This is a genomic window from Janibacter sp. GXQ6167 (assembly GCF_041365945.1).
Lineage (GTDB): Bacteria > Actinomycetota > Actinomycetes > Actinomycetales > Dermatophilaceae > JBGFSK01.
In genome coordinates, this window is record NZ_JBGFSK010000008.1 from 66,658 (window position 1) to 92,880 (window position 26,223).

General features: G+C 69.1%; 23 protein-coding genes and 1 tRNA gene. 8 read left to right on the plus strand and 16 right to left on the minus strand.

Annotation, left to right across the window (positions count from 1 at the left end; translation table 11 throughout):
• Window positions 1-6: 6 nt before the first annotated feature.
• Window positions 7-1,836 carry a Na+/H+ antiporter NhaA gene (gene nhaA, locus AB8K43_RS12390; protein ID WP_370894520.1) on the minus strand — a complete coding sequence of 610 codons (1,830 nt, stop codon included), beginning with the start codon at window positions 1,834-1,836 and terminating at the stop codon, window positions 7-9.
• Between the two features lie 46 nt (window positions 1,837-1,882).
• On the minus strand, window positions 1,883-3,130 hold the full coding sequence (locus AB8K43_RS12395) for an Nramp family divalent metal transporter (protein ID WP_370894521.1): 1,248 nt from the start codon (window positions 3,128-3,130) through the stop codon (window positions 1,883-1,885).
• A gap of 69 nt (window positions 3,131-3,199) precedes the next feature.
• On the opposite strand from AB8K43_RS12395, the gene AB8K43_RS12400 reads away from it, so the two are divergent.
• From AB8K43_RS12400 to AB8K43_RS12420, 5 genes are all read left to right on the plus strand, one after another.
• Entirely contained in the window at window positions 3,200-4,156 is a 957-nt protein-coding gene (locus AB8K43_RS12400; protein WP_370894522.1) for a 1,4-dihydroxy-2-naphthoyl-CoA synthase, read from the plus strand.
• Window positions 4,157-4,468: 312 nt separating this feature from the next.
• Window positions 4,469-5,062 carry a TMEM165/GDT1 family protein gene (locus tag AB8K43_RS12405; RefSeq protein ID WP_370894523.1) on the plus strand — a complete coding sequence of 198 codons (594 nt, stop codon included), beginning with the start codon at window positions 4,469-4,471 and terminating at the stop codon, window positions 5,060-5,062.
• A 76-nt stretch (window positions 5,063-5,138) separates the two neighbouring features.
• Entirely contained in the window at window positions 5,139-5,930 is a 792-nt protein-coding gene (locus AB8K43_RS12410) for a YwiC-like family protein (protein WP_370894524.1), read from the plus strand.
• The gene (gene menE, locus AB8K43_RS12415; protein ID WP_370894525.1) at window positions 5,927-7,099 is read left to right on the plus strand and encodes an o-succinylbenzoate--CoA ligase; all 1,173 of its coding nucleotides are present in this window, start codon (window positions 5,927-5,929) and stop codon (window positions 7,097-7,099) included. The genes AB8K43_RS12410 and menE overlap by 4 nt, the downstream gene beginning before the upstream one ends.
• Before the next feature lie 45 nt (window positions 7,100-7,144).
• A complete protein-coding gene (locus AB8K43_RS12420) occupies window positions 7,145-8,011 on the plus strand; it encodes a 1,4-dihydroxy-2-naphthoate polyprenyltransferase (protein ID WP_370894526.1) in 867 nt (288 codons plus the stop codon).
• Between the two features lie 14 nt (window positions 8,012-8,025).
• On the opposite strand, the gene AB8K43_RS12425 is transcribed toward AB8K43_RS12420, so the two are convergent.
• The 8 genes from AB8K43_RS12425 to AB8K43_RS12460 form a co-directional block, all read right to left on the minus strand.
• Entirely contained in the window at window positions 8,026-8,328 is a 303-nt protein-coding gene (locus AB8K43_RS12425; protein ID WP_370894527.1) for a DUF4229 domain-containing protein, read from the minus strand.
• On the minus strand, window positions 8,325-9,347 hold the full coding sequence (gene ccsB, locus AB8K43_RS12430; RefSeq protein ID WP_370894528.1) for a c-type cytochrome biogenesis protein CcsB: 1,023 nt from the start codon (window positions 9,345-9,347) through the stop codon (window positions 8,325-8,327). The genes AB8K43_RS12425 and ccsB overlap by 4 nt, the downstream gene beginning before the upstream one ends.
• Window positions 9,348-9,368: 21 nt before the next feature.
• Window positions 9,369-10,961 carry a cytochrome c biogenesis protein ResB gene (locus tag AB8K43_RS12435; RefSeq protein WP_370894529.1) on the minus strand — a complete coding sequence of 531 codons (1,593 nt, stop codon included), beginning with the start codon at window positions 10,959-10,961 and terminating at the stop codon, window positions 9,369-9,371.
• On the minus strand, window positions 10,958-11,704 hold the full coding sequence (locus AB8K43_RS12440; protein ID WP_370894530.1) for a cytochrome c biogenesis CcdA family protein: 747 nt from the start codon (window positions 11,702-11,704) through the stop codon (window positions 10,958-10,960). The genes AB8K43_RS12435 and AB8K43_RS12440 overlap by 4 nt, the downstream gene beginning before the upstream one ends.
• Window positions 11,705-11,722: 18 nt before the next feature.
• Window positions 11,723-12,334 (minus strand): TlpA family protein disulfide reductase, encoded by a 612-nt coding sequence (locus tag AB8K43_RS12445; RefSeq protein WP_370894531.1) that lies wholly within the window; start codon window positions 12,332-12,334, stop codon window positions 11,723-11,725.
• Window positions 12,331-13,086, minus strand: coding sequence for a histidine phosphatase family protein (locus AB8K43_RS12450; RefSeq protein WP_370894532.1), 756 nt, complete (start codon window positions 13,084-13,086; stop codon window positions 12,331-12,333). The genes AB8K43_RS12445 and AB8K43_RS12450 overlap by 4 nt, the downstream gene beginning before the upstream one ends.
• Window positions 13,087-13,160: 74 nt before the next feature.
• Window positions 13,161-13,994: a 16S rRNA (cytidine(1402)-2'-O)-methyltransferase gene (gene rsmI, locus AB8K43_RS12455; protein WP_370894533.1), complete on the minus strand. Its 834-nt coding sequence runs from the start codon at window positions 13,992-13,994 to the stop codon at window positions 13,161-13,163.
• Window positions 13,995-14,022: 28 nt separating this feature from the next.
• The gene (locus tag AB8K43_RS12460) at window positions 14,023-14,724 is read right to left on the minus strand and encodes a type 1 glutamine amidotransferase domain-containing protein (RefSeq protein ID WP_370894534.1); all 702 of its coding nucleotides are present in this window, start codon (window positions 14,722-14,724) and stop codon (window positions 14,023-14,025) included.
• Window positions 14,725-14,855: 131 nt separating this feature from the next.
• Between AB8K43_RS12460 and AB8K43_RS12465 the strand changes: the two genes are divergently transcribed.
• Complete coding sequence (locus AB8K43_RS12465; protein WP_370894535.1) at window positions 14,856-16,412, plus strand: dolichyl-phosphate-mannose--protein mannosyltransferase; 1,557 nt, start codon at window positions 14,856-14,858, stop codon at window positions 16,410-16,412.
• 77 nt (window positions 16,413-16,489) lie between these two features.
• Here AB8K43_RS12465 and AB8K43_RS12470 read toward each other — a convergent pair whose 3' ends face one another.
• Window positions 16,490-17,053: a hypothetical protein gene (locus AB8K43_RS12470; protein WP_370894536.1), complete on the minus strand. Its 564-nt coding sequence runs from the start codon at window positions 17,051-17,053 to the stop codon at window positions 16,490-16,492.
• A gap of 195 nt (window positions 17,054-17,248) precedes the next feature.
• On the opposite strand from AB8K43_RS12470, the gene AB8K43_RS12475 reads away from it, so the two are divergent.
• The gene (locus AB8K43_RS12475; RefSeq protein ID WP_370894537.1) at window positions 17,249-20,764 is read left to right on the plus strand and encodes a TM0106 family RecB-like putative nuclease; all 3,516 of its coding nucleotides are present in this window, start codon (window positions 17,249-17,251) and stop codon (window positions 20,762-20,764) included.
• A gap of 41 nt (window positions 20,765-20,805) precedes the next feature.
• Window positions 20,806-21,729 (plus strand): DUF3152 domain-containing protein, encoded by a 924-nt coding sequence (locus tag AB8K43_RS12480; protein ID WP_370894538.1) that lies wholly within the window; start codon window positions 20,806-20,808, stop codon window positions 21,727-21,729.
• Here AB8K43_RS12480 and AB8K43_RS12485 read toward each other — a convergent pair.
• From AB8K43_RS12485 to AB8K43_RS12505, 5 genes are all read right to left on the minus strand, one after another.
• Window positions 21,726-22,643 (minus strand): lysostaphin resistance A-like protein, encoded by a 918-nt coding sequence (locus tag AB8K43_RS12485; RefSeq protein WP_370894539.1) that lies wholly within the window; start codon window positions 22,641-22,643, stop codon window positions 21,726-21,728. The two genes, AB8K43_RS12480 and AB8K43_RS12485, sit on opposite strands and share 4 nt — an antisense overlap.
• A 192-nt stretch (window positions 22,644-22,835) precedes the next feature.
• Window positions 22,836-22,911 (minus strand) — tRNA-Ala (locus AB8K43_RS12490).
• Between the two features lie 177 nt (window positions 22,912-23,088).
• Window positions 23,089-24,114, minus strand: a complete 1,026-nt coding sequence (locus AB8K43_RS12495; protein WP_370894540.1) for a hypothetical protein — start codon at window positions 24,112-24,114, stop codon at window positions 23,089-23,091.
• Between the two features lie 29 nt (window positions 24,115-24,143).
• Window positions 24,144-24,827, minus strand: coding sequence for a GNAT family N-acetyltransferase (locus AB8K43_RS12500; protein ID WP_370894541.1), 684 nt, complete (start codon window positions 24,825-24,827; stop codon window positions 24,144-24,146).
• A complete protein-coding gene (locus AB8K43_RS12505; protein ID WP_370894542.1) occupies window positions 24,824-26,215 on the minus strand; it encodes a UTP--glucose-1-phosphate uridylyltransferase in 1,392 nt (463 codons plus the stop codon). Before AB8K43_RS12505 ends, AB8K43_RS12500 begins: the two co-directional genes overlap by 4 nt.
• Between the last annotated feature and the right edge of the window lie 8 nt (window positions 26,216-26,223).

Sequence of the window (26,223 nt, forward strand, 5' to 3'; positions counted from 1 at the left end):
CCGCCGTTACGAGCGGCGGCGCAGGGCCTCTTCGGGCTCCCACTCCTCGATCGCCGCGATCAACGTGCGCGCGTCGTGCGGACCGATGTGTCGGGTGTCGCAGACATAGAAGGTGGGCGTGCCGCGAGCGCCGCTCCGGTGCGCGCTGTCGACCTCGTCCTGGACTCGCTCGGCCAGTCGGGGATCGGCGATATCGCGGCGGTACTGATCCAGATCCAGGCCGATCTCCTGCGCGCGCGCCTCGAGGTCGGCGGCCTCCAGGTGCTCCTGGTCGGCGAAGAGGGCGTCGTGCATCTCCCAGAATTTGCCCTCCTCGGCTGCCGCTTCGGCGCAGATCGCCGCAGCGCGGGCGTGTGGGTGGACGTCGTCGAGGGGCAGATGCCGCACGACATAACGGATCCGGTCGCCGAAATGGCCGCGTAGGTCCCGCCACATGCCGGTCGCGCGGGCGCAGAACGGACACTCGAAGTCCATGTATTCGACCAGCGTGAACTGGGCGTCGTGCGGTCCGCGGATGTGGTCATACGACGGGTCGACCGGCGGGTCCAGTTGAGTGGGCAGATCGGCCGTGGTCTCGCCCAGCCACCTGCGGGCGCCTGCGAAGATCGCCCATCCAACAAGGGCGGCGAGCACCATCGCGAGCATGATGCCGACGCTCGCCTCGGTGGCTGCCCTCCCTTCGAGAGCCAGACCGACGACCAGGAGGGAGACGGTAAAGCCCATCCCCGACAACGCCGCGCCGCCGAGGACCGATCCGGGCCCGACACCGTCGGGCAAGGTCCCCCAGCCCGCCTTGATCGCCACCCAGGCACCGAAGGAGATGCCGACCAGCTTGCCGATCACGAGACCGCACACCACCCCCCAGGTGACCGAGGACCCAAGGGCATCGCTCAGAATCCCTCCGCGTAGGTCAACCCCGGCATTAGCGAGCGCGAAGATGGGAACGACGATGAGCGAGACCGGCGCGCGGAACCCTTCGTGCAGTCGCTGGTTGACCGAGATCGAGCGACGCACCCCCTGGGTTGCGGTCCGAGCCACCGACGGATCGGGCGACTGGGTGTAATCGCGAAAGAGGGTGCCCGCATCTTCGACATGACCGCGCTCCGTCGCTCGGGCGGGGATCAGCAGGCCCGCCACCATCCCGGCGAGCGAGGGGTGCACGCCGGACTCCAGCGTCGCGAGCCAGATGATGACGACGAGGATGATGTAGGGGATGCTCCGCCACTGGCTCGTGCGCCCGAGGTACCAGAGCGCCACGAGGGCGACGAGCGCGATGACGAGCGGCACGAGCCGCAGGTTGTCGGTATAGACGACGCCGATGATGGTGACGGCGAGGAAGTCGTCAACGACCGTCAGGGCCAAGAGGAAGATCCGCAGTTGCTGCGACATCGACGGTCCGACTAGGGCGAGGGCACCGAGCAGGAAGGCGGTGTCAGTCCCGACGACCGCACCCCAGCCCGCAGGGGCGTCTCGCCCGGCGATCGCGAGGTAGATGAGCGCCGGCGTCACGACCCCGGCGAACCCGGCCGCGAGCGGCACCCACGCGCGGTTGCGCTCCTTCAGTGCCCCGATCGCGAGCTCCTGGCGCACCTCCAGACCGATGACGAAGAAGAAGAGGATCATCAGGCCGTCATTGACCCAGTGGTGCAGGCTCAAGTTCAGCGAGAGATCGCCGAGGCTGATCGCGAGGTCGGTCTCCCACAGGTGGTGGTAGGCCTCGGAGAAGGGGGAATTCGCCCACAGGAGCGCGATGCCGGCTACCACGACCAGGAGCAGCGCGCTGCCGGATTCGGTGCGCAGGCGCTCCATGAGGGAGTGCTTGGTGCCCCAGGTCATCGGCTCGTTACCTTCGCCACGAGACCTGAGCCTATGTCGCCCCCTTCTAGGTCAGCACCTTGGCTAGCTCAGTGGCCGCCAGCGCGAGGAAGGCGAGGGTCACCAATCCCATAGCGAGATTGGTGAACCAGCCGTTGCGCCATTGCTTCGGGGTCCGCGAGGTATTGAGCAGCCACATCAAGGTGACGGCGAGGAAGGGCATGAAGAAGGCGCCGAGGACGCCGTAGGCGAGGATCAGCCAGACCGGCTTGCCGAGGAACATCATGATCATCGGCGGGAAGGTGAGCCAGAGGATGTAGAGGCGGTACCACCGGCCGCCCGCCCTGCGGTCCTGGTGGTCCTCCGGCTGCTTGGTCGCGTGGCCCATGAAGTCGGCGAACATCATCGACACGCCATTCCAGACGCCGAGCAGCGAGGACATCGCTGCGGCCCAGAAGCCGACGAGGAAGACCTTGCCCGCCCACTCGCCGTAGCGCGCGGCGAGAACATCGGAGAGCTGCAGCAGGCCCTGGTCACCGGTATCGATGGCGATCTTGGCGGAGTAGAGCAACTCGGCCCCCACGATGAGGGTCGAGACCACGAAGATGCCGGTGACCGCGTAGGCGAGCTTGTTGTCGAAGCGCATCAGCCGCATATGCCGCGGCTCGGTCCACCCCTTCTCCCGGATCCAGTACCCATAGGCGGCCAGCGTGATCGTGCCGCCCACACCACCGGCGACGGAGAGGACGTTGATCATCGCGCCATCGGGGATCCGCGGGATCAGCCCGCCGAGGATCTCGCCGAGGTTGGGGACGGTCATGATCGCGGCGCCGACCATCGTGATGAACATCAGCCCGACGAGCGCGGCACAGACCTTCTCGAAGATCTCGTACCGGCCGAGCCAGACGATGGATAGGCCAATCAGACCGCTCAAGATCCCCCAGGCGCTCACCGGGAGTTGGGGGAAGAGGGAGTGCAGCGGCAGACCGGTGCCCGCCATCGCCGCGGCGCCGTAGACGAAGCCCCAGATGACGATGTACGGCCCGAAGTACCAGGTCGTCCACTTCCCGAGCGAGCTCCACCCTTCGAAGATCGTCGCGCCCGTCGCCAGGGTGAATCGCCCCGCGCCTTCGACGAGGACGATCTTCATCAGGCACCCGAGGATGACGCACCAGAGCAGCGCATACCCGTACTTCTGCCCGGCGATCAAGGTCGCGACGAGGTCCACGGCTCCGACGCCGGTCGCCGCGACGATGAGCCCGGGGCCGATCAGGTTGAAGGCCTTCGGTTTGATCAATTCGGTCTGAGTCGCCACCGCGACCCCCTTCCCTCCGCACGTCCTTGTGGCCTGGAACACGGTAGACCTCGCCGTAGGATCGCGGACGTGAGCGCGCTACCGAATGTGAGTGAGACCTTCGACCCCGAGGCGTGGGATGAGGTGCCGGGTTTCGATTTCACCGACATCACCTACCACCGGGCGCGTGATCTTGGGTGTGTGCGGATCGCCTTCGACCGCCCCGAGGTGCTCAACGCCTTCCGCCCGCACACCGTCGACGAGCTCTACACCGCCTTGGACCACGCGCGCCGCACCCCCGACGTCGGGGTCGTGCTGCTGACGGGCAACGGTCCATCACCGCGCGAGGGATCCTCGGCGACCACGTCTGGCTGGGCGTTTTGTACCGGCGGCGACCAGCGGATCCGCGGGCGCTCCGGCTACCAGTACGCCGCCGACCCGACCGGGGACGACTCAGCCGACGGGATCGACGAGCGCCGGGTCAAGGCCGAAGGGGGGCGCCTGCACATCCTCGAAGTCCAGCGCCTCATCCGCACGATGCCGAAGGTCGTCATCGCCCTCGTCAACGGGTGGGCGGCCGGCGGCGGTCACTCCCTTCACGTGGTCTGCGATATGACGATGGCCTCGCGCGAGCACGCGCGCTTTAAGCAGACCGATGCCGACGTCGGCTCCTTCGACGGCGGGTACGGCAGCGCGTACCTGGCGCGGCAGGTCGGCCAGAAGTTCGCCCGGGAGATCTTCTTCCTCGGCCGGGCGTACACGGCCGAGGACATGCACCGGATGGGCGCGGTCAACATCGTGAGTGACCACGCCGAGCTCGAGGCCGATGCCCTGCAGGTGGCCCGCGAGATCATGGGCAAGTCGCCGCAGGCGCAGCGGATGATCAAGTTCGCCTTCAACCTGCTCGACGACGGGCTGATGGGCCAGCAGGTCTTCGCCGGCGAAGCGACCCGCCTCGCCTACATGACCGACGAGGCCGTCGAAGGGCGCGACCAGTTCCTCGAGAAGCGCGAACCGGACTGGTCCCCCTTCCCCTGGTACTTCTAAGGCGCTCGCGGCGGGGGTATAGCCAGCGGCCCCGCTTACCTCCGCGTCCAATGACGTTTTCCGCGTCCTGCGCCGACCTGGGTAGAATCCTTCCTCGTACGAGAGGGAGTAGTCCCTAACGGCCGCGTCGACATACTGGCCCGGATCGCCCGCGAGGGTGTGAGGGGCCCGGCGCGGCAGGCGTGAGCCGGCGATCAGCCGGTGGCGCGGACGAGACTCTCGGCCAGCACTGCTATGTCCGCGTGCTCGGCCGAGGTCGTCACGCGTGACAGCCGGAGCTGAGCGAAGTCCCCGCCCGTGAAAGCCCCGCCCATGCATCCTGAACTCTCCGCCTTCCTCCTCTCGACCGCGGTGATCTTCGTCGCCGAACTCGGCGACAAATCCCAGCTCATGGCGATGACCTTCGCTGCCCGCTATCGCGCCCGCGATGTGCTGCTCGCGATCACCGCCGCGACCTTGATCGTGCACCTCGCCTCCGTCGGCATCGGGCGCTTCATCGGCTCTGCCTTCGCCGAGCAGCAGCACTGGATCACCCTCGCCGCGGGCGTCGCCTTCCTGATCTTCGCGGCCTGGACCCTGCGCGGCGATGAGCTCACCGACGAAGAGGCCGCCAAGGCCCGCAAAGCGAAGGGGACCGCGCTGCTCGCCGTCGGCACCGCCTTCTTCCTCGCCGAGCTCGGCGACAAGACGATGCTCGCCACCATTGCGCTCGCCACCCGTGAGCCCTGGTTCGGGACCTGGATCGGCTCCACCCTTGGGATGGTCGCGGCCGACGCGCTCGCGATCCTGGTCGGGGCGATCCTCGGGCGCAAGCTCCCCGAGCGCGTGATCAAGATCGGCGCGGCCATCCTCTTCGCAATCTTCGGCCTCGTCTTGATCGGTGAGGGCCTGGGCTGGATCGGCTAGCGCGATAACCGTCGCTATCCACAGGGCGACCTCCCAGAGACGGGGCCCTGCGGGCAGCGGTGGGATGATGGACGACGTGACTGCTAGCGCCCCGACCCGACCCGCCCGTGGGACGAGCCCACGCAAGCGGCGGTCGCCGGGGTGGGTGCCGAATCAGCATGGCGCCTGGGCGATGCTCGCCACTCCCCTGGTCGCGGGGACCATCGCGGGCGCTGTCGACGGCAGCGGGCTGGACCTGCGCCGCGGCGCCGCACTCATCGCGCTGACCGCCCTGTGGTTCATCGGGTACTTCGCGTTCTTCGCGACGGGCTTGTGGCTCAAGGCTCGGCGCAAGCCGCGCTACTGGCCGCCCGTGCGCGCCTATGCGATCGGTGTGGTCATCGCAGGCGCTGCCACGCTCGCCCTCGCTCCTGACCTCATCGTCTGGTCGCCCCTCTTCGTCATCCCGATGGGCGTCGGCCTCTACGCGAGCGCCACCCGTGACGAGCGATCTCTCTGGTCCGGCCTCACCACCACGGTCGGGTCCTGCCTGATGACCCTGGTCGCCTACGACGCGGCGGGCGGCACGGACTGGACGCGGGCGTGGATCCTCGCCGGGGTTCTCGCGCTCTACTTCGCCGGGACGGTCCTCTACGTCAAGACGATGATCCGGGAGCGCGACAACCCTCGTGCGCTCGCCGCGTCGATCGCCTGGCACGCGGTCGCGACCGCCCTGATGATCCCGATCTCCTGGCCGCTCGCCACGATCTTCGCGATCCTCACCGCCCGCGCCGCGATCGTCCCCCGATATCCGCTTTCTCCCAAACAGGTCGGCATCGGCGAGATCGCCGCGACCGTCGCCGTCGGCGTTGCGGCGCTGATCGCATGAGCGCCATCCGCCCCCTGCCCGTCGGCGACGACGCGCTCGCGATCCTGCCCGATGTCGAGGCCGCCCTGACCGGCACCGCGCCCATCGCCCCCTTCGCCGACGATGGGACGCCTCCGGACATCGGCGACGGAGCCGGAGGTGACCTCCCCGATGACCTCGCCCTCGTCGTCGGGACCTCGGGCTCGACGGGCACTCCAAAACTCGCCCTGCTCACCGCCGCCGCGCTCACCGCGAGCGGCGCCGCCACCCATGACCGCCTCGGCGGACCTGGGCAATGGCTGCTCGCCATGCCCGCGCGGCACATCGCCGGGATCCAGGTCCTCGCCCGCTCGATCCTCGCCGGGGTCACACCGGCGACCATGGACTTAAGTGGCGGCTTCACCCCCTTCGGCTTCCTCCAGGCGACCGCCGCGATGGTCGGCCCGCGGCGCTACACCTCCCTGGTCCCGACCCAACTGGCTCGTCTGCTCGCCGATCCGGTCGGGACCGAAGCCCTCAAGCGCTATGACGCGGTCCTCGTCGGCGGCGCCGGCACGCCACCGCAGGTGCTCGGCGAGGCGCACGCGAAGGGGGTCCGCGCGGTCACGACCTACGGGATGAGCGAGACCGCCGGCGGATGCGTCTACGACGGGAGGGCCCTCACGCCAACCGAGATCCATCTCGAAGACGACGGGCGCATCCAACTCGGCGGCGAGACGCTCGCCCACGGATACCTCGGCCAGCCGGACCGAAGCGCCGAACACTTCCGCACCGGACCGGACGGGGTCCGCTGGTTCCGGACCGATGACCTTGGTCACCTCGACGAGCGCGGGCGGCTGCATGTCGATGGCCGGATCGACGACGTGATCACGACCGGCGGGTACAAGGTCGCGCCGCGGGTGGTCGAGGAGGCTGTCCTCGCCCACGTCCCGGCGGCCCAGGCCGCGGTGGTCGTCGCCAGCCCCGATCAGCAGTGGGGCGAAGCCGTCTGCCTGGCCGTGGTCACCGGCCCCGACGGTCCGCCACCAGGACCGGTCGACCCGGCCTTACGCGACAGCCTGCGCGATCTCCTCCGCCCCCATCTGCCGGGCCACGCCCTCCCGCACCGCGTCATCGTGGCGACGACGCTCCCCCTTCGCGGGCCGGGGAAGCCGGATCGGCGTGCCATCGGAGCCTGGTTCGCGCCGTAGAATTGGAATACCTCCAAAACAACAGGATTGAGCTCGAGCACCACCATGGCCACACTCGCTGAGTGGATCGAGGGAGCCCGCCCCCGGACCCTCCCCGCCGCCCTCGCCCCGATCATCGTCGGCACCGCCGCCGCCTACCCCCAGTCGGACCTGGGCCTTGGCCTCTTGGCTCTCCTCGTGGCGCTGGGCCTCCAAATCGGCGTCAACTACGCCAACGACTATTCCGACGGGATCCGCGGGACCGACGAAACCCGCGTCGGACCGGTGCGCTTGGTCGGCCAGCGCCTCGCTCGGCCCGAGGACGTCAAGCTCGTCGCCTTCCTCTGCTTCGGGTTCGCCGCGCTCTGTGGGCTTGCGCTCGTTGCGCTGTCGGGCGCGTGGCTGATGATTCCGCTCGGTGCGCTCGCGGTCCTCGCCGCGTGGCGCTACACCGGCGGCGATAACCCCTACGGCTACCGGGGGCTCGGCGAGATTTACGTCTTCGTCTTCTTCGGCCTCATGGCGACTCTCGGCACCCAGTACACCCAACTCGGTGGCCTCACCTGGGCCGGACTGCTGGGCGCGGTGGGAGTGGGGGCGCTCGCGAGCGCCATCCTCGTCGCCAATAATCTGCGCGATATCCCGACCGACTCCCAAACCGGCAAGCACACCCTCGCGGTCCGCCTCGGGGACAAGCGCACCCGCGGCCTCTACGTCGGGCTCGTCTGCGTCGCCGCGGCCTGCGGGATCGGTGCCGTCGCGTGGTACATCTGGGCGCCGATCTCCGTGCTTGGCCTCGCCCTCGCCCTTCCCGGTCTCAAGGCCGTGACGAAGGGGGCCACCGGGCCCGCGCTCATCCCGGCGCTGGCCTCGACGGGCTTCGCCCAGGTCGCTTGGGCGGCCCTGCTCGCGCTCGCGATTCGGGTCAGCTGACCCGGGCTGCCGGGTTAGCGGTAGTCGTCGGAGGCCGCTTCGGCGTCCTCGTAGTGCTCATCGGAGTCGCCCCGCGCATTGCGGCTCGCGGCCTTCTCCGCGCGTCGCGCCTCCATCTCGCGCACGAGGTCGTCGCGGAAGGGGCGCAGCACCAGCGCCGAGACGACCATTGAGATCAGCGCGGCACCGACGACGATCCAGGCGAGGGCCGGACCGTGGTTGCGGCCCATCGCCCAGAGGATGAGCCACAGCACCGACAGCGTGCCGAAGAACACCAGCAGCCGCAGCAGGGTGTATCGCACCATCCGCGAGGTCATGCGCTCACCCCCAGGACGGTCGCCATCGCATAGGAGTGCTGGCCGACGAAGAGGTAGTTGACCACCGTGAAGTTAATGATGATGCAGACGAACCCGGCGAGGTTGATCCAGTTCGCGGTGCGCCGCGACACCGTGGTCGTCGCCCGCGCGTGCAGATACGCCGCGTAGACGATCCAGATGACGAAGGTCCAGACTTCCTTCGGGTCCCAGTTCCAGTAGGACGCCCAGGCCTGGCGGGCCCAGATCGCGCCGGAGATCAGCGCGAAGGTCCACAAGGGGAAGGCGACAATGATCATCCCGTAGGAGAGTCGCTCCAGCGGGAGCGCCTTCGGGAACTTCACCCAGAAGCCGCGTTGTCCGACCGCGCTGTCGCGGATCAGGTACAGGCCGCTCAGGATCGCCGACAGCACGCACAGGGCCGTGGCCGCGACCGCGACCGAGACGTGCACGACCAGCCAGAAGGACTGGAGCGAGGGCACCAACTCGGCGGCCTCGGTGTACCAGACCGTCCCCGCGAGCCAGAGGAAGAGGACGACCGGTGCGGTGACAAAGAGCCCCATCCACCGCAGGTCCCGCCGCAGGCTCCAGATGCAGAAGGCGGCCATCACGAAGAAGGACGCGGTCACCGTGAACTCGAACACATTGGCGAGCGGAGCGCGCTGCACCGAGGCGGCCCGCAAGGCCCCCGAGACAAGCAGCAAAGCGGTACCGAGCCACGCGAGCGTCCCGGCCATCCCCGCAGCCTTGCGCCCACGAAGGGAGGTCTCTTCCGGCGCGTCGGTTTCCTCACGCACGAGAGTCGTCGTCCCAGCGCCGGATCCGCCTGCCGCAGAGGCGGATTCGACCGCCTTCGGCGGCTTCGCGGAAGCCCGCTCGGCCCCCTTCGCCTCTCGCGCGGCATCCTTATCCGGCACCAGCGCCGCCAGGTACACGCCGTAGCCGATCATCGCGAGCATCAGCACCGCGACGGCGGAGTACAGCGCGTAATTGGCGTAAGTCGCCATCGTCTCGTTAATCATGATGCTCGTATCCTCCCACCATCAGGCATCATCATCGGCCGACGGTCCGCCCATGCTCTCACCGAGCCGAGCCACGATCCGCCCCAATCCGTCATCGTCATCACGCGTGAGCGCGCCGATCTCGACCGCCACCAGCCCAGGCCCCGAACCATCACGGACCCGCACGAAGACCCGGCGGCGCTTGATCGTCAGCGATGCGATGAGGCCCGCGAGCGCGACCAGCGAGGACCCGAGGACGAGCCATTTGCCGGGGTCATAGCGCACCGAGAATCCCGCAAAGCGCTCGATTCCGTCGAAGGTGATCGTCCCGCGGCCACCGGGCAAGGTCTCCGTCTCGCCGGGTTGGAGCCAGAGCCGGACGGCATCGGATCCGTCGGCGGTCTCCACCTTCTTCATGGTCTTGGTATCGAGCGCGAAGACGGACTGTGGACGTCCCCCGGGGAAGAGGTCACCCTCGTAGAGGCTGAGCGCGAGCGCCGGGTTGCGCACGTCAGGGAAGACCGAGACCGGCCCCAACTCGGGGTCGATGTACGAGGTGGGGAGGAAGAGCCCGACGAAACCGAGTTGCTGCGGTTGGGCCGCGCCGACCTTAATCGCCCCGACCGAGCGATAGCTGCCGTCCTGGGCAAGGAAGGGGGTCGCCCCGGTATAGAGGACCTCCCCCTTGGCGTCCTTGACCGTCACGACCGGTGCGTAGCCGTTGCCGAGGAGGAAGATCGTCGCGCCATCCATCTCCAGCGGGTGGTTCACCGCGACCTCGGCGTGCTGCTCCGGACCGCCGGGCTCATCCTGATAGGTGACCTCGGCGCGGAAGGCGCGCGGCTGCCCGCGTTGGGCCAGTTGGACATCGGAGTCCTCGAAGCGCGCCTTCATCTCGTCCACTCGGACGACGAAGGGAGACAAGGAGGACTCATCGACGAGCGGCCCAGGCGCGAAGGTGTCGTACCGGGTCGCCGTGCTGACGAAGGAGTCCCCGCGCGGGACCAAGATGTCGGCCTTCCAGCCGTACAGGTGACCGATGGCGAACCCGACGATCAGGGTGACGAGCGCGATATGGAAGGCGAGGTTGCCGACCTCCTTGAGGTATCCCCCTTCGGCCGAAACGGTCGTCTCGTCATGACTCGTGACCCGCATCCGCCGGCCGCGCAGGGCCTGCCGGGCCTGATCGAGCGCCTCCTCCGGGGTTGCTTCGAGCTCGAAGGCGAGGTGTTCGTTTAGGCGCGCGAGCCGCTTCGGGGCGCGCGGCGGCTTCGAGCGCAAGACCTTCCAGTGCTGGGAGGTCCGCGGGATGATGCACCCGATCAGCGAGATAAAAAGAAGCAGATAGATCGCCGAGAACCACGGCGTCGAGTAGACCTCGAAGGCACCGAGCCGGTCGAGGATCGGACCGGCGTCCGGGTGCTGGGCGATCCAGTCAGCGGTGCGGGCGGGATCGAGCGACCGCTGCGGGAAGACCGACCCCGGGACCGCGGCCACGGCCACGAGCAGCAGCAGGAAGAGGGCCGTGCGCATGCTGGTCAGTTGGCGCCAACCGAAACGCAGGTAGCCGAGCGGGCCGAGTTTCGGCTGGGTGACCGCCGCGCGCTCCCCCTTCTCCGGCTTGGTGGCCGTCACAAGATCACCTCAAAGTCGTTGACCAGGTGGGTTTGCAGCCACGTGATGAGGTGGGCCCAGCCACCGGTCACGAGGAGCAATCCGACCGCGATGAGTAGGACGCCACCGAAGATCTGGATCGCGCGCTGGTGACGGCGGAGCCACCCCGAGACGCGACCCCATCGCTCGTACGCGGCGGCGATGAGCAGGAAGGGGATCCCGAGCCCGAGGCAATACGCGAGCGCGAGGATCACGGCGCGCCCGGTCGAACTATCCCCGGTGAGGTTCAAGGTGAGCACGGCAGCGAGGGTCGGGCCCATGCACGGCGCCCACCCGATCGCGAAGACCGCACCAAGCAGGGGTGCGCCAGCGAGCCCCGCGGCGGGCTTGATCGGCAGCCGCCAGGTGCGCTGGCTTCCTGCTCCGAGGAAGATCACGCCCATCACGATGATCAGAACCCCACCGATGCGGGTGAGGAGTTCGCGGTGCTCGACCAGGGCCCGCCCGGCGGTCGCCACGAACATCGACGCGAGGATGAAGACGACCGAGAAGCCGAGCACAAAACCGAGCGCCCCGAGGACCATCCGCCCCCGCGACCTCTTCTCGAGCGCGACATCAGACAGCCCGGTCACATAGCCGAGGTACCCCGGCACGAGCGGCAGCACGCACGGACTCGCGAAGGAGACCAGGCCCGCGAGCGCCGCGACAGCGATCGCGAGCGGCAGTCCGCCGGTGGCGATGGTCGAGGCAGCGTCGGTCAACATCAGGTGCGCGAAGGGGGATCAGGCGGACTCGGCGAGGGTGTCCTCGACGAGCCCGGTGAGGGTGCTTTGGTCCACGACGCCCAAGACGACCGCGGCGATCCGGCCCTGCTTGTCGAGGACAGCCGTGGAGGGCTGGGTGGTCATCTTCCCGTCCAGCATCAGCGCGGTCTCGCCACTGGCGTCGAAGAGGGAGGGATAGGTAAAGCCCCAGGCCTTGGCCTGCGCGCGGCCGGTCTCGACCGACGGCTCGCGGTAGTCGATCCCGATGAAGGTGACCGGCGCCTTGTCGTTGACGAACTTCTGGTGGGTCGCGACGAGGTCGGGGGCCTCCTTGGCGCAGGGTCCGCACCAGGACGCCCAGAGGTTCACCACGATGACGTCCCCGCGATGATCGGCGGCGCGCCAGGTCTCGCCGTCGAGAGTTTCACCGGAGAGGTCGACGGGTTCCTTGCGCTCGGCGGCCGGGAAGGCGGCAATCCGCCCATCCCCGGAGATATACCCCTTCCGATCGCCGGACTTCGCCTGATTCGCCACCGAGTTGGGGTCGCTCGAGCACGCCGTCGCCCCGAGGACGACGACGCTGGCCGTCGCGAGGGCCGCCACGGCCCGCATCAGGCGGGTTCGGGTCACGCTCCGGCCACCTTGGAGGCCTGCGGGTAGAGGTGCGCGGCGGGTTCGCTGTAGGTTACGGATTCGAGCTCGTCACCGCGATAGGTGAGGCTCGTCAGCGAGGCGAGGTTGCACTGGCGGCGGCGCGGGTCGTGCCAGAGGCGACGCCCTTCGAGCACGCTGCGGATCGTCCAGATCGGGAGCTGATGGCTCACGATCAGGACCTCGTGGCCGCGAGCATGGTCGCGGGCGTCCTCGATCGCCTCGGTCATCCGGCGCGCGATCGCCTTGTAGGACTCGCCCCAGCTCGGCTCGGTGGGGTCACGGACCCACCACCAGCGGCGCGGGTCGAGCAGGAGCCGCCGACTGAAGCGGCGCCCTTCGAACTTGTTGCCCGCCTCGATCACCCGCGGGTCAACGATCGCCTCGACCCCGTGGATCGCGAGGGTCGGGGCGGCGGTTTCGGCGGTGCGCTCGAGCGGCGAGTGGACGACCAGGGTGATGTCGTGCTCGCGCAGGTGGTCAGCGACGACCTGAGCCATTTCGCGGCCGAGGTCGGACAGGTGGTAGCCCGGCAGGCGGCCATAGAGGATGCCCTTGGGGTTATCGACCTCGCCGTGGCGCAGGAGGTGCACCACGGTCCGCTCGTGCCCGCCGCGTTCGGGGCGGTGACCCTCGGCGGCGCCTTCGGCGGCCTTCTGGGTCGCGATCGCGGCAGAATCTGCGGTTTCGATGGTGTGGGGCGCGTCGTCAGCGGGCGAAGCGTCGGTCATGGCGCGGATTGTCGCAGGTGACCCTGAGAAATCGCCCATCGGCCCCGGGGCCGCGCGTTCGGGCGGCGGCCGATCTACTTCTTCGCGGCGATGGCGGCGTCGTAGAGGGCCTTCTTACTCAGGCCCGTCGTTGCGGCGACCTGCGCCGCCGCCTCCTTCAGCCGGATGCCGCCCGCGACGAGCTGCTGGACGTCACTGAGCGCTGCCGCTTCGTCGATGAAGGGGGCCGGCGCGCCCGCGACGACGACCGTGATCTCCCCCTTCACCCCATTGCTCGCCCAGGTGTGGAGTTCGTGAAGGGGGCCGCGGCGCACCTCTTCGTACGTCTTGGTGAGTTCGCGGCAGACGGCCGCGGGTCGCGCGTCACCGAGAGCCTCGGCCATCGCGCCCAGCGTCTCGGCGAGGCGGTGCGGAGCCTCGAAGAAGACCATGGTGCGGCGCTCGGTTGCCAGGTCCGCGAGGACGCGGGCCCGCTCTCCCCCCTTCCGCGGGAGGAAACCCTCGAAACAGAAGCGGTCGACCGGCAGCCCCGAGACGGCGAGCGCCATGAGCACCGCGCTCGGGCCGGGCACGCAGGTCAGCGGTAGGTCGGCGTCGATGGCGGCCCGCACGATCCGGTAGCCGGGATCAGATACCGACGGCATCCCGGCGTCGGTGACGAGGACGACGCGTTCGCCCCCTTCGAGCGCGGCGAGCAGGTCGGCGGTGCGGGAGGCCTCGTTGTGCTCGTGGTAGCTGACGATCCGCGCGTGCGTCGTGACGCCGAGGTCGGAGGTCAGGCGACGCAGGCGGCGGGTGTCCTCGGCGGCAATGACATCGGCGGCCTCGAGTTCGATGGCGAGACGAGGCGCTGCATCGCGCGGGTCACCGATCGGGGTCGCAGCAAGGATCAACGGCACGGCAGCCATGCTGCCACCTTGGCGATCCCGCTCGGCCTCAGTCCGACGAGGCGGTGAGGATCTCGGTGACCTTCTCGGCGGTCGCTTCGGCAGAGGCCGGGTTTTGACCGGTCACTAGGTTGCCGTCGACGACCGTGTTGGAGACGAAGGGGAGCAGCGCCTTGGAGTAGTTGGCGCCGCGCTCGGTGATCTCCCCCTCGATGTTGTAGGGGACCAGCTTGTCCACCCGCGCGAGGACCTCTTCGCGCCAGGAGAAGCCGGTGAGGTCCCGGCCCGCCACGAGATAGGTGCCATCGGAGAGGGTCACGTCACGCAGCGCGCAGTACCCGTGGCAAACGGTCGCCACGACAGCCCCCCGCTCGTACATCTCGCGGGTGAGCCGCTGCAGATCCGGGCTGTCGTGGAAGTCGAACATCACACCGTGGCCGCCGGTGAAGTAGATGGCGTCGTAGTCAGCCGAATCGACGTCGGCCGCAGCGGTGGTCTCGTTGAGCAGCGCCATCTTCGCCGGATCGCCCATCCACGCCTTGGCCGCCTTGTCGATAGCGGGGAACTTCAGCGAGCGGGGTTCGAGCGGCGACTTCCCGCCGAGGGGGCTGATGATGGTCTGCTCGAACCCCTGCTCCGCGAAGTGGTCGTAAGCGTGGGTGAGTTCGGACAGCCACAGGCCCGTGGGCTCCGATGGGTCCGCGTCGTAGTGATCGACGTTAGTGACGACGAGCAGGATGCGCTTGGTCATTTGTGAGCCTTCGGAATCGATGGCGGGAGGTGCGGACTCTTACCGTTCTACAGCACCACGGCGACATCGTTGCCGGGAGCACCTGCCCTCGTCCTGCTGCAGCACAGCTCGGCTGACCTAGCATGACCGGCATGGAACGCCTGGAGCAGTTGCGCACGCGCCTGCTCGCCTTCTCCCCCACCGACCGCCTCTGGGGCTGGCTCGGCCCCCTACTCTTCATGACGATCGGTGGGATCCTGCGCTTTTGGCGACTGGACCGGCCGCACCAACTCGTCTTCGACGAGACCTATTACGTGAAGCAAGGCGTCTCGTTGCTCGACCACGGCGTCGAGATGCGTTGGCAGGGCGTAGGCGAGGTGGTGGATCCGAGCTTTACGAGCGGCACGACGACGATCTTCAACACCACCGAGGGCGACATGGTGGTCCACCCGCCCGTCGGGAAGTGGGTGATCGCCTTCGGGGAGTGGATCTTTGGGCCTACCTCATCGTGGGGATGGCGCTTCTCGGTCGCTCTGCTCGGCACGATCTCGATCCTGATGATTGGGCGGATCGCGCGTCGCCTCTTCCGCTCCAGCCTCGCCGGCACGCTCGCCGCCTTCCTCATGGCCTTCGAGGGGCACCACTTCGTCCACTCCCGGACGGGGCTGCTCGACCTCATCTTGATGTTCTTCGCGCTCGCCGCCTTCGGCGCGCTGCTGATCGACCGAGATCGCAGCCGCGAGATCCTCGCACGCAAGGTCGCGGCCCTGCCCCCCGGCACCTCGATGTCGCTCGGCCCGTGGCTCGGCGTGCGGCCGTGGAAGCTCATCGCCGCCCTCATGCTCGGGCTCGCGTGCGGCACGAAGTGGTCGGGGTTGTACTTCTTTGCCGCCTTCGGCCTGATGACTGTCTTTTGGGATATGGGCGCGCGGCGCGCGGTCGGCGTGCGGCATTGGGCAGCGGGCGCGGTGCTGAAGGACGGCGTGTACGCCGGGCTCGCGATGACCGTGATCGTCCTCGCGACGTACCTGGCGTCCTTCGTCGGCTGGTTTCGCAGCGACCACGGGTACAACCGCCACTGGGCCGAGGAGCACCCGGGCGAAGGGGTGCAGTGGCTACCGGACTCCCTTCGCTCCCTCTGGCAGTACCACGGGCAGATCCTCGACTTCCATAACGGCCTGACCTCACCGCACACCTACCAGTCGAACCCGTGGTCGTGGATGATCCAGTCGCGCCCGACCTCCTTCTTCTATGAGGGACCGGGCAAGGGGGTCGATGGCTGCACGGTGGAGCGGTGCTCCAAAGCGATCAGTTCGCTCGGCACCGTCTCGATCTGGTGGGTCGCGGCGGCTGCCCTCTTCGTCCTCGTCTATGCCTGGATCATGAAGCGGGACTGGCGCGCCGGGGCGATCCTCGCCGGGTTCGTTGGCGGCTGGTTGCCGTGGTTCGCGATCCAGCACCGGACGATCTTCACCTTCTACACGATCGCTTTTGAACCCTGGGTGATCCTCGCGGTCGTCTACCTGCTGACCCTGGCCCTGGCGGCGAAGGGAGCGAGTCGGACGCGGCAACGGGTGGGCTACCTGATCGTCGGGGGCTATTGCCTGGTCGTGCTCGCGAACTTCGCCTTCTTCTGGCCGATCTATACCGCGCAGGTCATCCCGTACGAGTTGTGGCGGATCCGGATGTGGTTCCCGAGTTGGATCTGACGCGGGCGTTGTCCGGGTGCCGGACTCAGGGCGCGGGAACGGTCATCGGACGGGGTTCCTTCCGCGTTCGATGACCGTTACCCCGTCCGAGGCGGCAGCTCCCTCACCACCCGAGCCGTCGCTGGGCCCACTCCGAGGTCGACGGCCCGGTGCAGGTCGGCGAGCGTGTCCACGTCCAGGCGCGCCCGCAGATCTGCATTGCGCAACTCGGTGGCCACGCTCGCGTGCGCTGTGGCCGACTGCGGGCCGTATCGAGCGGGGATGTCGCGGGGATCCCGAGCGGTCAGCAGTGTCGTCCCCGTGCCGCGGTGATCCCGGACCCACGCCGAGGGATACGGTCGGGCGCGCTCCAGAAGGGGGTCGAGCGCTTCGCCGGTCAGCGCTGGGAGGTCCGCGGGGACGACCACGATCGGAGCGCCCGGCGCACGGGTCGCGGCGAGCTGACCCCCTTCGGCGATCGCCTCGACCAGACCACCAGGGGTGTCGAGCACGATCACCTGACCGACGTGCGTGGCCTGCTCCAGCGCGGCGCGCACGTCACATAAGAAGGCGCGGGCCAGCAGGGCGCGGTCGGGCACCTCGAGGCGCGTCTTACCCCCGGAGCGCGCGGGGACCAGGGCCACGTACAGCACGGGAGTCATCCTCCCCCGCCGCTCCTTGCCCCAGGACGGCCCCCCGCGGTCCCCGTCGCATCTCCCCCGCACGTCCCCGGAATTTCCCGATGTCTCGCGGAACTCCACGAGACTTACGGAGTTTCGGAGGGACGAAGGGCGAGCCGCCCACCGTCGGTGCGCGGCCACCCGGGTGCTGTCGGGGTGCACCCCTAGAGTCGAACCATGCTCTACCCCGATGGGCCGACCGGCCGGGCCGTGATCAGCGCCAGCGACCTGCGCGCGGCATCCGTGTGCGAGTACTCCCTCCTGCGTGAGGCCGATGCGCGACTCGGGAGGCGAGAGCGGGTCGAGGAGACGGCCGACCAGATGCTCGAGCGGGTCGCCGCCCTCGGCCTCTCCCACGAGCAGCGGGTCTTGCGCGATCTCGCCCGGACCCACCGCGGTGGGATCCGCCAGATCCCGGCCGCCCCAGGCCGCACCCGTGAGGCGTACCAGTCCGCTCACGAGGCGACGGTCGCGGCTCTCGCCGACCCGGACGCGCACGTCGTCTACCAGGCGACCTTGCTCGGGTACCGCTTCGTCGGGTTCGCCGACTTCCTGATCAGGCACGACGACGGCTCGTGGATCGTGAGCGATACCAAACTCGCCCGCTCCGAAACCGTCTCTGCCCTCCTTCAGGTCGGCTCGTACGCGGACGTCCTGATCCGCGATGGGGTGCCGCTCGCCCCCTTCGTCCGGCTCATCCTCGGCAACGGCGACGCCAGCGACCAACCGCTCAGCGATGTCCTGCCCGTGACGCGGCGGCGCCGGGAGCGTCTCTTGCACCTCCTCGACCGGCACCAGGACTCCGGCGAACCCGTCGCGTGGGGTGCCGCCGATGTGGTGGCGTGCCTGCGCTGCGACACTTGCGCCGCCGAACTCGCAGCGCGTGATGATGTCCTCCTCGTCGCGGGGGTGCATAGCGGGCAGCGCACCCATTTGCTCGCCGCCGGCGTCGAGACCGTGGGCGACCTCGCTCGCCGCACCGATCCGGTCGAGGGCCTAAGCGCCGAACGCCTCACGATCCTCTCCGCCCAAGCCCGCCTCCAGCACGAAGCGGCCACCGGCGCGATCCCCTTCGAGGTCCATGCGCCGGGCTCGCTCGACGCGATCCCCCCGCCGAGCGAGGGCGATGTCTTCTTCGACTTCGAGGGCGACCCCCTCTGGCAGGAGCCCGGGGCGAGCGAGATCGGCCTGGAGTACCTCTTCGGCGCCATGACCCACGACGAAGGGGGTGAGCGCTTCACCCCCTTCTGGGCGCACGATCGAGCGCAGGAGAAGCAGGCCCTCGTCGACTTCATGACCTGGCTGCGCGCGCGCCGCGAGCGCTGGCCTGACCTGCACGTTTACCACTACGCAGACTACGAACGCGCGGCTCTGCTCCGGCTCGCAGCCCGGCATGGGACCGAGGAGGACGCCGTCGACGATCTGCTGCGCGAAGGGGTCCTCGTCGACCTTTATGGCGTGGTGCGCTCGGCGATCCGCGTGGGCCAGGGCTCCTACAGCATCAAGAAGCTCGAGCCGCTCTATATGGGCGATGACCTGCGCGATGCCGAAGGGGTGACCGCGGGGGCCGACTCGATCGTCGAGTACCACCGTTACGCCGACGCGGTCCTCGACGGGCGCGACGAGGAGGCGGCAGAGCGGATCGAGGACATCCGCCAGTACAACGAGTACGACTGCCTCTCGACGCTGCGGCTGCGCGACTGGCTGCTCGATCGCGCCGCCGAGCATGGGGTCGCGCCCAACGCGCGGGCGGTCGCCGAGGAGCAGGTCAGCACGCCTCCGCCGGAGATCGAGGTCGCCCTTCGCCATCTCGCTGGGGAGGCGCCGGCTCACGAACGCACACCCGAGCAGCAGGCCGTCGCGATGCTGTCGGCGACGATCCGCTACACCAAGCGCGAGCAAAAGCCGTACTGGTGGGCGCATTTCGAGCGGCTCAGCGCTGCGCGCTCGGACTGGATCGGCGGAGCCGACATCTTCCACGTCGAGCAGACCGAGGTCGTGACCGACTGGCACCAAGAAGGGCGCAAGACGCCGCGCCGCATCGTTTCCCTCCTCGGGACCTTTCCGTCCGGGAGCCGTTCGGGCGAAGGACAGTACGTCGCGATCTACGAGCCACCTGCTCCGGCGGGGATGGAGGTCGAAGGGAGGTCGCGCTGGGTCCGCGCCGGGGTGAGCGCCCGCAGCATCGAGGAGCAGGCCGACGGGCGCGTGCTCCTCGAACTCGAGGAAAGCCAACCGCGCGACGGCGGACCGTGGGACAACCTCCCCATTGCGCTCGGTCCTTCCGCCCCGCCCTTGGCGAAGAGCCTCGACGCGGCCGTGGACGCCTTGGGACGCAGCGTCCTTGCGGCCCAAGACGGCGGCCCGCTCACTCTCCCGCCTCACCCCGGGCTGGACCTGCTCCTGCGGAGGCCACCACGCCTGACCTCCGGGACTCTGCCTCGGGTGGTCGACGGCGACTACATCCGCGCAGTGACCGATGCGGTGCGCGCCCTCGACCACTCCTACCTTGCTGTCCAAGGACCTCCGGGCACCGGCAAGACCTATGTCGGGGCGCGCGTGATCGCTCACCTCGTCCGCGATCACGGCTGGCGAATTGGCGTCGTCGCGCAGAGCCACGCCGCCGTCGAAAACATGCTGGACGAGGTCGTGCGAGCGGGCATCCCTGCTGACCAGGTCGGCAAGGCCCCGAAGGATCCGAGCGAGCGACCCTGGACCGTGCTCGCCAAGGATGGGTACGCCGCCTTCGCCGCCGACCTCTCGGCCGAGGGTCGCGGCTACGTCCTCGGCGGCACCGCGTGGGACCTGACAAACCCGCGACGGATCGCGCCCGGCTCACTCGACCTGGTCGTGATCGACGAGGCCGGGCAGTACTCCATCGCCCCGACCCTGGCGTGCTCGACCGCCGGCGACCGGCTGCTCCTGCTCGGCGATCCGCAGCAGCTCCCGCAGGTCAGTCAGGGCAGCCACCCCGAGCCGGTCGACGCGTCCGCCTTGGGTTGGCTCCTCGGCGATGCGGCGACCATCCCCGCGGAATACGGCTATTTCCTCGCGACCACCTGGCGGATGCACCCCGATCTCACGGCTGCCGTGTCGACGCTGAGCTATGACGGCGCGTTGCGCTCGCGGGCGGAGGTCACCACCAAGCGCAGCCTCGCCGGCGTCGCCCCAGGTCTGCACGTCCTGCCAGTACCGCACGAGGGCCGCACGACGGATTCACCCGAGGAGGCCGAAGCGATCGTGGCGCTCATCCACGACCTCGCCGGGCGCACCTGGACGACGGAGAAGGGGGAGCAGCACCCCCTTCGCCCTCGCGACATCCTCGTGGTGACCGCCTACAACCACCAGGTTGGGACCCTGACCCGCGCGCTTCGCGGCGCAGGGCTCGATGAGGTCCGGGTAGGGACGGTCGATAAGTTCCAGGGCCAGCAGGCACCCGTCGCGATCTTGTCGATGGTCGCGTCCTCGGCGCACGACATCTCCAAGGGGCTCGGCTTCCTCTTGTCGCGACACCGCCTCAATGTCGCGATCTCGCGGGGCCAGCACGCCGCCTTCATCGTCATGTCGCCGCGGCTCACCGAGGCCGCGCCCCGCTCGGTGCGCGAACTGCGGGCGCTCGGGGCCTTCATCGGGTTGATCGACGCAGCGAGATTGTGTGGAGCGGTCCAACCGTCGCTGACCGAGCCGATCTAACATCGAAGACATATGGCGACTGCGCGGAAGGGAGGCTGCCGATGACTCCCGATGACCCGCGCCGTCGCAGGCGGGTTCCGACGGGCCGCAGCCGCGCGCGCCCGACCCCGGCGGGGCACCATGTCCGGCACACCCATCGCGGTCCGGGCCGCCGTCGTCCGCCGGTCCTCCAGGTGGTCGCGTCGGTCGCGGTAGTCGCGATGGCTGCCCTGCTGGGGTGGTCCGTCGGGAATACCGATCAGCAACCTGATGACGAGGGGGCCGGCTTCGCAGCGATCCAGGAGCTCGTCCCAACTCCTTCGACCCCCGTCCCTGAGGACCTCCCGACCGATCTGCCAGCAGGGGATGCGGCCCCGCCGCCGAGGACGACCGGCACCGCGATCCGGCGATCCACGAAGCCTCCGGCTCGTGGCACCGGCAGGTTCGAGCCGGCCGCGGGTCAGAGCCCGAAGGTCGGCACCGGGAGCCTCACCACTTATCGCGTCGAGGTCGAGCGGGGCGTCGGCGAATCCTCCGAAGCCTTCGCCGCCGATGTCGATCGGATCCTCGCCGACAAGCGCAGCTGGGCCGGGCATGGTCTCCACTCGCTGAAGCGGACCTCCACGCAAGCTCCCGATCTCATCGTGCGGCTCGCCTCACGCAAGACCGTCGAGTCGATCTGCCGACGGGCCGGGCTCTACACCGGTGGTTACAGTTCGTGCCGCGCCGGGCGCTACGTCATGATCAACCTCGACCGATGGACGTACGCGGTGCCCCACTTCAAGGGAGATCTGGCCCGGTATCGGGCGTACGTCGTCAACCACGAGTTCGGACATGGGCTCGGGTACGGCCATCAGAGGTGCCCGAAGCCGGGCCGCCCGGCCCCGGTCATGATGCAACAGACCTCAGCGCTCAAGCACTGCACGCCGAATGGTTGGCCCTACTCGAGCACCGGAGGGCTGATCACCGGACCTGCGACCCTCTAGTCCGCGGGTCGGTCCTCTGCTCGTCGAGCGGGGCCAAGCATCCGACCGCGCCGGATCGCAGCGGAGAGGACCACCAGCCCGACCGCGCCGCACACCGCAACCGTGACGAGCGACCCTTCGATCCCCATGGCTCCACCGGTCAACCAGGTTGGCCCGCTGAGCTCGGGCGCGATCAACCCGCGGCCGCTCCCCGAGCCGGACACCGTGCTGCCGAAGATCGCCGACTGGGTGGCATTCCATGCGATGTGAATCCCCATGGCCAACCACAGGCGCCGGGTGAGAAGGTAGGCGGCGCCGAGGAGGAGACCCGCCTCGATGGTGATCGCGAGCGCGCCAAGGACAGTCGCCCCCGGGTTCGTCAGGTGGAGCGCACCGAAGAGGACCATCGTGATCGCCAGCGCAGCCCACGATCCGAGCCACCCATCGATGAGGCGCAACAGGATGCCCCGGAAGAAGACCTCCTCGATCACCCCCGGGCCGATGCCAAGCGCCAAGCCGGCGATGATCCCCGTCGACCACCCGAGGTCGAGGACGCGGTAGCCGCCCAGCACCGCGATCAGCGCGACCGAGGCCACCATCAGGACGGCGCCGAGCGCCAGGCCCACAGTGAACTCGCGGGCGATCCCAGGCCCCGAGAGCGCGAGTCCCGGGCGCCCGGCCACGCGCGCGACGATCCGGCGGAAGCCGACATAGGCGACGACCGCCCCGAGGGTCATCCCGACGAGGAGCCCCACCGCTTCACCGACTGGTCCGGGGGCAAGGACCGCGACGACCGCTCCAAGCCCGAAAGCGACGATCTCCGCAGCGATGAAGACCAACGCGCCGTAGATCAGTTGTCGGCCCCGCCGCTGCTCGCGCCGGTCGGGGGCTTCGCCTGGTGCCGGGGGCAGCCAGGGCTCGTCCGGGATCGTCATAAGGCTCAACCTATGCGAGCGTGATCGCCCTTCGACGGGCTGGCCGTATCAGCCTCGGTGCCGCGAAGGGAGACGACGCGGTCATAGGTCGATGCCGGTACCGACACCTGTTCGCTCGGGGACATATCCGGCCGGTGCTGCCCGGAGATGACGAGAGGGCCCGAACCGGTCGGTTCGAGCCCTCTATCGTCGTGGTGGAGCTGAGGGGATTCGAACCCCTGACCTTCTCATTGCGAACGAGACGCGCTACCAACTGCGCCACAGCCCCTAGGTGCGTCGGAAACGATAACACCCGGTCCCGCCTTCGGCGAAAACACCCCCTCGCCCGGGACATTTCGACAAAGAGCCGCTCCCCAATGACCCGGACAGTGCAGGCGGACGCGGTTATTGCCGCGTCCGATGGCAGTAAGCGGGGCTGAGGCGGCGAGTCGACCTGGCGCGAGGTCTAGCTGCCGGTGGCGCGCCGCGGAAGGGGGGTGACCAGGTCGTCCTCGAGCGCGACGAGGTCGTCTTCCACGGCCGGAAGGGCTGTCATCGCCTCGTCAGCCTCCGGGACGGGACGCGGGGTGGCCTTGGCCTTCATCGTGTAGGTGGGACGCGGGACCGGGCGTGGCTCCCACGTCGTCGACTCCCAGGCCTCGGTCGCCAGGGTGCGCTCGACCTCGTCGACATCGAAGAGAGCTTCGGCTTCGGCCACGGTCGGTGCAGGGGTGCTCCCACCCGGCGTCTCGGCGACCGCCTCGGCCGAGGCACCTGCGGGGGCGGGCACCGGCTCGGAGACGGCCGGCTCGACGGTGTTGGGGTCGAGGACTGGTTCGGCAGCGACGGGTGCCGGGCGCTCGGTAGAGCGCGGCGGCGCCGCCGAGCGGGTCGCAGCCGCGGGACGACGCTGCGCCGGACGAGCTGCCGCGCGGGCCGCGTCAGGACCCTGGCGGCGCTCCGGCGCGCGAGAGGCGACCGGGCGGGCCGCCGGCTTGGGGCGATAACCCGCGCGACGGCGGGCCTCGCGCTCGGCACGCACGCCCTGGCGGACCCAACCAAAGGACGCGAGCAGCCCGACAAACACCACGGTCGGCACGACCCAGGTCATCGCCGTGAACAGCGCGACAAGGGTCAGGATCGGTAGTGCGACGAGGTGGGTCAGCAGGACCAGCCCGCGTACCCGGCGGGGCACGCGCGCGATGAAGGACAGGTCGAGTCGGCGACTCGGGCGAGGTGCTGCGTCTTGGTGCGCGGCGTGGTCCGGCTGCGCGGACGCGGGCCGCGCGCGCGTCGGAGCGTCATCGGAGGAGCGCTTCGGCGCCGCATCGGCATCGGCCAATCGCTGGTGATCGAGCACGCGCATCGCCTCCGAGAATCGGTCGATCGAGCGGATCGTCAGCAAGTGGTCGCGCCGACGGGCCCAATGCTGGACGAGATAGACAGCCCACAACGCCACGACCAGGACGAAGATCAGGCTGCTCGGTTGCACGTCACCAACCGTAGGGAGCCGGTGAGGCCTCAGGCGGGAGGCGCCTCGGTGTGTCGCGCATGTGACTGCTGATACGCAAGGGTCACGCGTGACATCAGGCTCTGGCCCGCCAGGTCCTCAACCGCCGCAGCGAAGGAGCGGTGATCGCGCCAGCCGCCATCGATATGGAGCAGGCGCTCTCGCACCCCTTCGTCTCGAAGACCCAGCTTGCGAACGACCGCGAGGCTCGCCGCATTTTCCGGCCTGACGTTGATCTCGATCCGGTGGAGGCCCCGACCTCCGGGCTCCGGCGCGAGCAGGTAGTCACCCAGCACCGCTACCGCCGAGGGCGCGATCCACCGCCCGGCAGCCGGCGCGGCAACCCAATAGCCAATCGTGCAGGACCGGAAGCTCCCGCCGATGATCCCACTGGCGTTGACCTGACCGACGATCCGGCCACCCACCTGGATGACGAGCGGGACGGAGCAACCCTGGCGGGCATTGCCATCGATCAACCGCACGTACTCGCGGAAACCCACCGCGCCCTCGGACCCCACTGGGGTCGTGGCGTCCCAGGGCTCGAGCCACTCCCGACTCCCCTGCCGGACTGCTCGGAACTCGCGCTGATCCCGCCAGCGAAGGGGGCGCAGGCGAAAGTGCTCGCCGAGCGGCGTCGCACCACCGAGCACGACCGGCCAGGCCGCGCGCTGCGACCGTCGCCAGAAGCAGGTCACCCGCCGAGCCGCCCGGTCAGTTCCTCGCCGTCGGGGATCGCGACCGGGTCGGCGGCGTCGATCTCGACGTCGCCGACGCAGCGCACCCCGGCGCCGAAGGTCACCTCGCCCGCCACCGACAGCGAGGTGCATTCCCTCAAGGACGGCGCCCCCTTCGGGAAGCGCTGGTCGAAGTCGGCGATCAACTTGTAGTGCTCATCAAGAGTGATCGACGGCTCGTCGTGCGAGATCGTCGAGACGACCCGGCTGTCCTCATCGAGGGCGAAGACGTCCGAGCGGAGCAGCAGCAACTCGTTGGTCGTCTTGACCGGCCGGAATCGGGTCCGCGGCACCCGGATCGCCTGCGCCCCTTCGAAGGTCTCGATCGCGGTGCCCATGGCCGACTCGATCTGGATGACCTTGGTCGAATCGGGGCGCGACGGGTCGACGGTCTTGCGGTTGATCACGATCGGCAGCCCGAGGACACCGTCACGCTCGTCGAGCAGCGCAGCGAGCCGCTCCAGGTCGACCCAGAGGTTGTTGGTGTGGAACCACTGGTGGCGCTTGTTGTCCTGGAAGTAGGGGTCCTCACCGTCGACCACCATGGCCGAGTCGCGCAGGATCAGCCGCTCGTCGCTCTTGCGGATCGCGAGGTGGCCGCCCTTGCGGTCGTTGGCCGTGCGCACGGTGACCTCGGCGGCGTACGGCACCCCTTCGCGGAGCATCCACGCCGCGATATCGGGATCGCAGGTCGCGCCGAGGTTGTCGGCGTTGGACAAGAAGGCGTAGCGAATCCCCTGCTCTCGCATGGCGTCGAGCAGTCCCGAGGCCTGAAGGGAGACGTAGACGTCACCGTGACCGGGAGGGCACCACTCCAGTGACGGGTCATCGGGCCACTGCACCGGCGAGAGGTCGTCGGCGCGGAGCTTGGGCTCGGCGCTTTGCAGGAAGTCCAGCGGCAGCGTCTGCTCGGCGAGCTCGGGGTAGCGCTCGAGGATCTCGAGGGACTCCTCGCGCGTGCGGAAGGAGTCCATCAGCACGAGCGGCGGCCTGGTGCCGTATCGCTTCCCCAGCGCGATCAGTTGCCGCGCAATGATGTCGAGGAAGGTGAGGGCATCCCGGGCGACGAGCGCCGACTTCGGGCCGGACATCCCCATTCCCGTGCCGAGCCCACCGTTCAGCTTGACCACGGCGACCTGGCGCAGCGCCTCGGCCCGCTCGTCGTCGGTGATATCGAGATCGGCGAGTTCGGTGAGATCCCCGAGCGGCTCGATGGTGTCCTCCGGGATGGTGCCCTGCGCTCCCGACTCGAGCTCGCGCCAGTAGTGCTCGAAGACCGCGATCGCGCGGTCGTTCACCCCGCGCTCACGCATCGTGGTGACGGACCGCTCCAGCGCCTCAGGCCTCATGCCGCCAG

What these genes read in the sequence shown, in the direction of transcription:
- ccsB (WP_370894528.1), bottom strand. Translation starts at nt 9,347, where the DNA reads ATGATTAACGAGACGATGGCGACTTACGCCAATTACGCGCTGTACTCC.
- AB8K43_RS12480 (WP_370894538.1), top strand. Translation starts at nt 20,806, where the DNA reads ATGACTCCCGATGACCCGCGCCGTCGCAGGCGGGTTCCGACGGGCCGC.
- AB8K43_RS12450 (WP_370894532.1), bottom strand. Translation starts at nt 13,086, where the DNA reads ATGACCGACGCTTCGCCCGCTGACGACGCGCCCCACACCATCGAAACC.
- rsmI (WP_370894533.1), bottom strand. Translation starts at nt 13,994, where the DNA reads ATGGCTGCCGTGCCGTTGATCCTTGCTGCGACCCCGATCGGTGACCCG.
- AB8K43_RS12470 (WP_370894536.1), bottom strand. Translation starts at nt 17,053, where the DNA reads ATGACTCCCGTGCTGTACGTGGCCCTGGTCCCCGCGCGCTCCGGGGGT.
- AB8K43_RS12405 (WP_370894523.1), top strand. Translation starts at nt 4,469, where the DNA reads ATGCATCCTGAACTCTCCGCCTTCCTCCTCTCGACCGCGGTGATCTTC.
- AB8K43_RS12485 (WP_370894539.1), bottom strand. Translation starts at nt 22,643, where the DNA reads ATGACGATCCCGGACGAGCCCTGGCTGCCCCCGGCACCAGGCGAAGCC.
- nhaA (WP_370894520.1), bottom strand. Translation starts at nt 1,836, where the DNA reads ATGACCTGGGGCACCAAGCACTCCCTCATGGAGCGCCTGCGCACCGAA.
- AB8K43_RS12475 (WP_370894537.1), top strand. Translation starts at nt 17,249, where the DNA reads ATGCTCTACCCCGATGGGCCGACCGGCCGGGCCGTGATCAGCGCCAGC.
- AB8K43_RS12425 (WP_370894527.1), bottom strand. Translation starts at nt 8,328, where the DNA reads ATGACCTCGCGGATGGTGCGATACACCCTGCTGCGGCTGCTGGTGTTC.
- AB8K43_RS12420 (WP_370894526.1), top strand. Translation starts at nt 7,145, where the DNA reads ATGGCCACACTCGCTGAGTGGATCGAGGGAGCCCGCCCCCGGACCCTC.
- AB8K43_RS12465 (WP_370894535.1), top strand. Translation starts at nt 14,856, where the DNA reads ATGGAACGCCTGGAGCAGTTGCGCACGCGCCTGCTCGCCTTCTCCCCC.
- AB8K43_RS12460 (WP_370894534.1), bottom strand. Translation starts at nt 14,724, where the DNA reads ATGACCAAGCGCATCCTGCTCGTCGTCACTAACGTCGATCACTACGAC.
- AB8K43_RS12505 (WP_370894542.1), bottom strand. Translation starts at nt 26,215, where the DNA reads ATGAGGCCTGAGGCGCTGGAGCGGTCCGTCACCACGATGCGTGAGCGC.
- AB8K43_RS12440 (WP_370894530.1), bottom strand. Translation starts at nt 11,704, where the DNA reads ATGTTGACCGACGCTGCCTCGACCATCGCCACCGGCGGACTGCCGCTC.
- menE (WP_370894525.1), top strand. Translation starts at nt 5,927, where the DNA reads ATGAGCGCCATCCGCCCCCTGCCCGTCGGCGACGACGCGCTCGCGATC.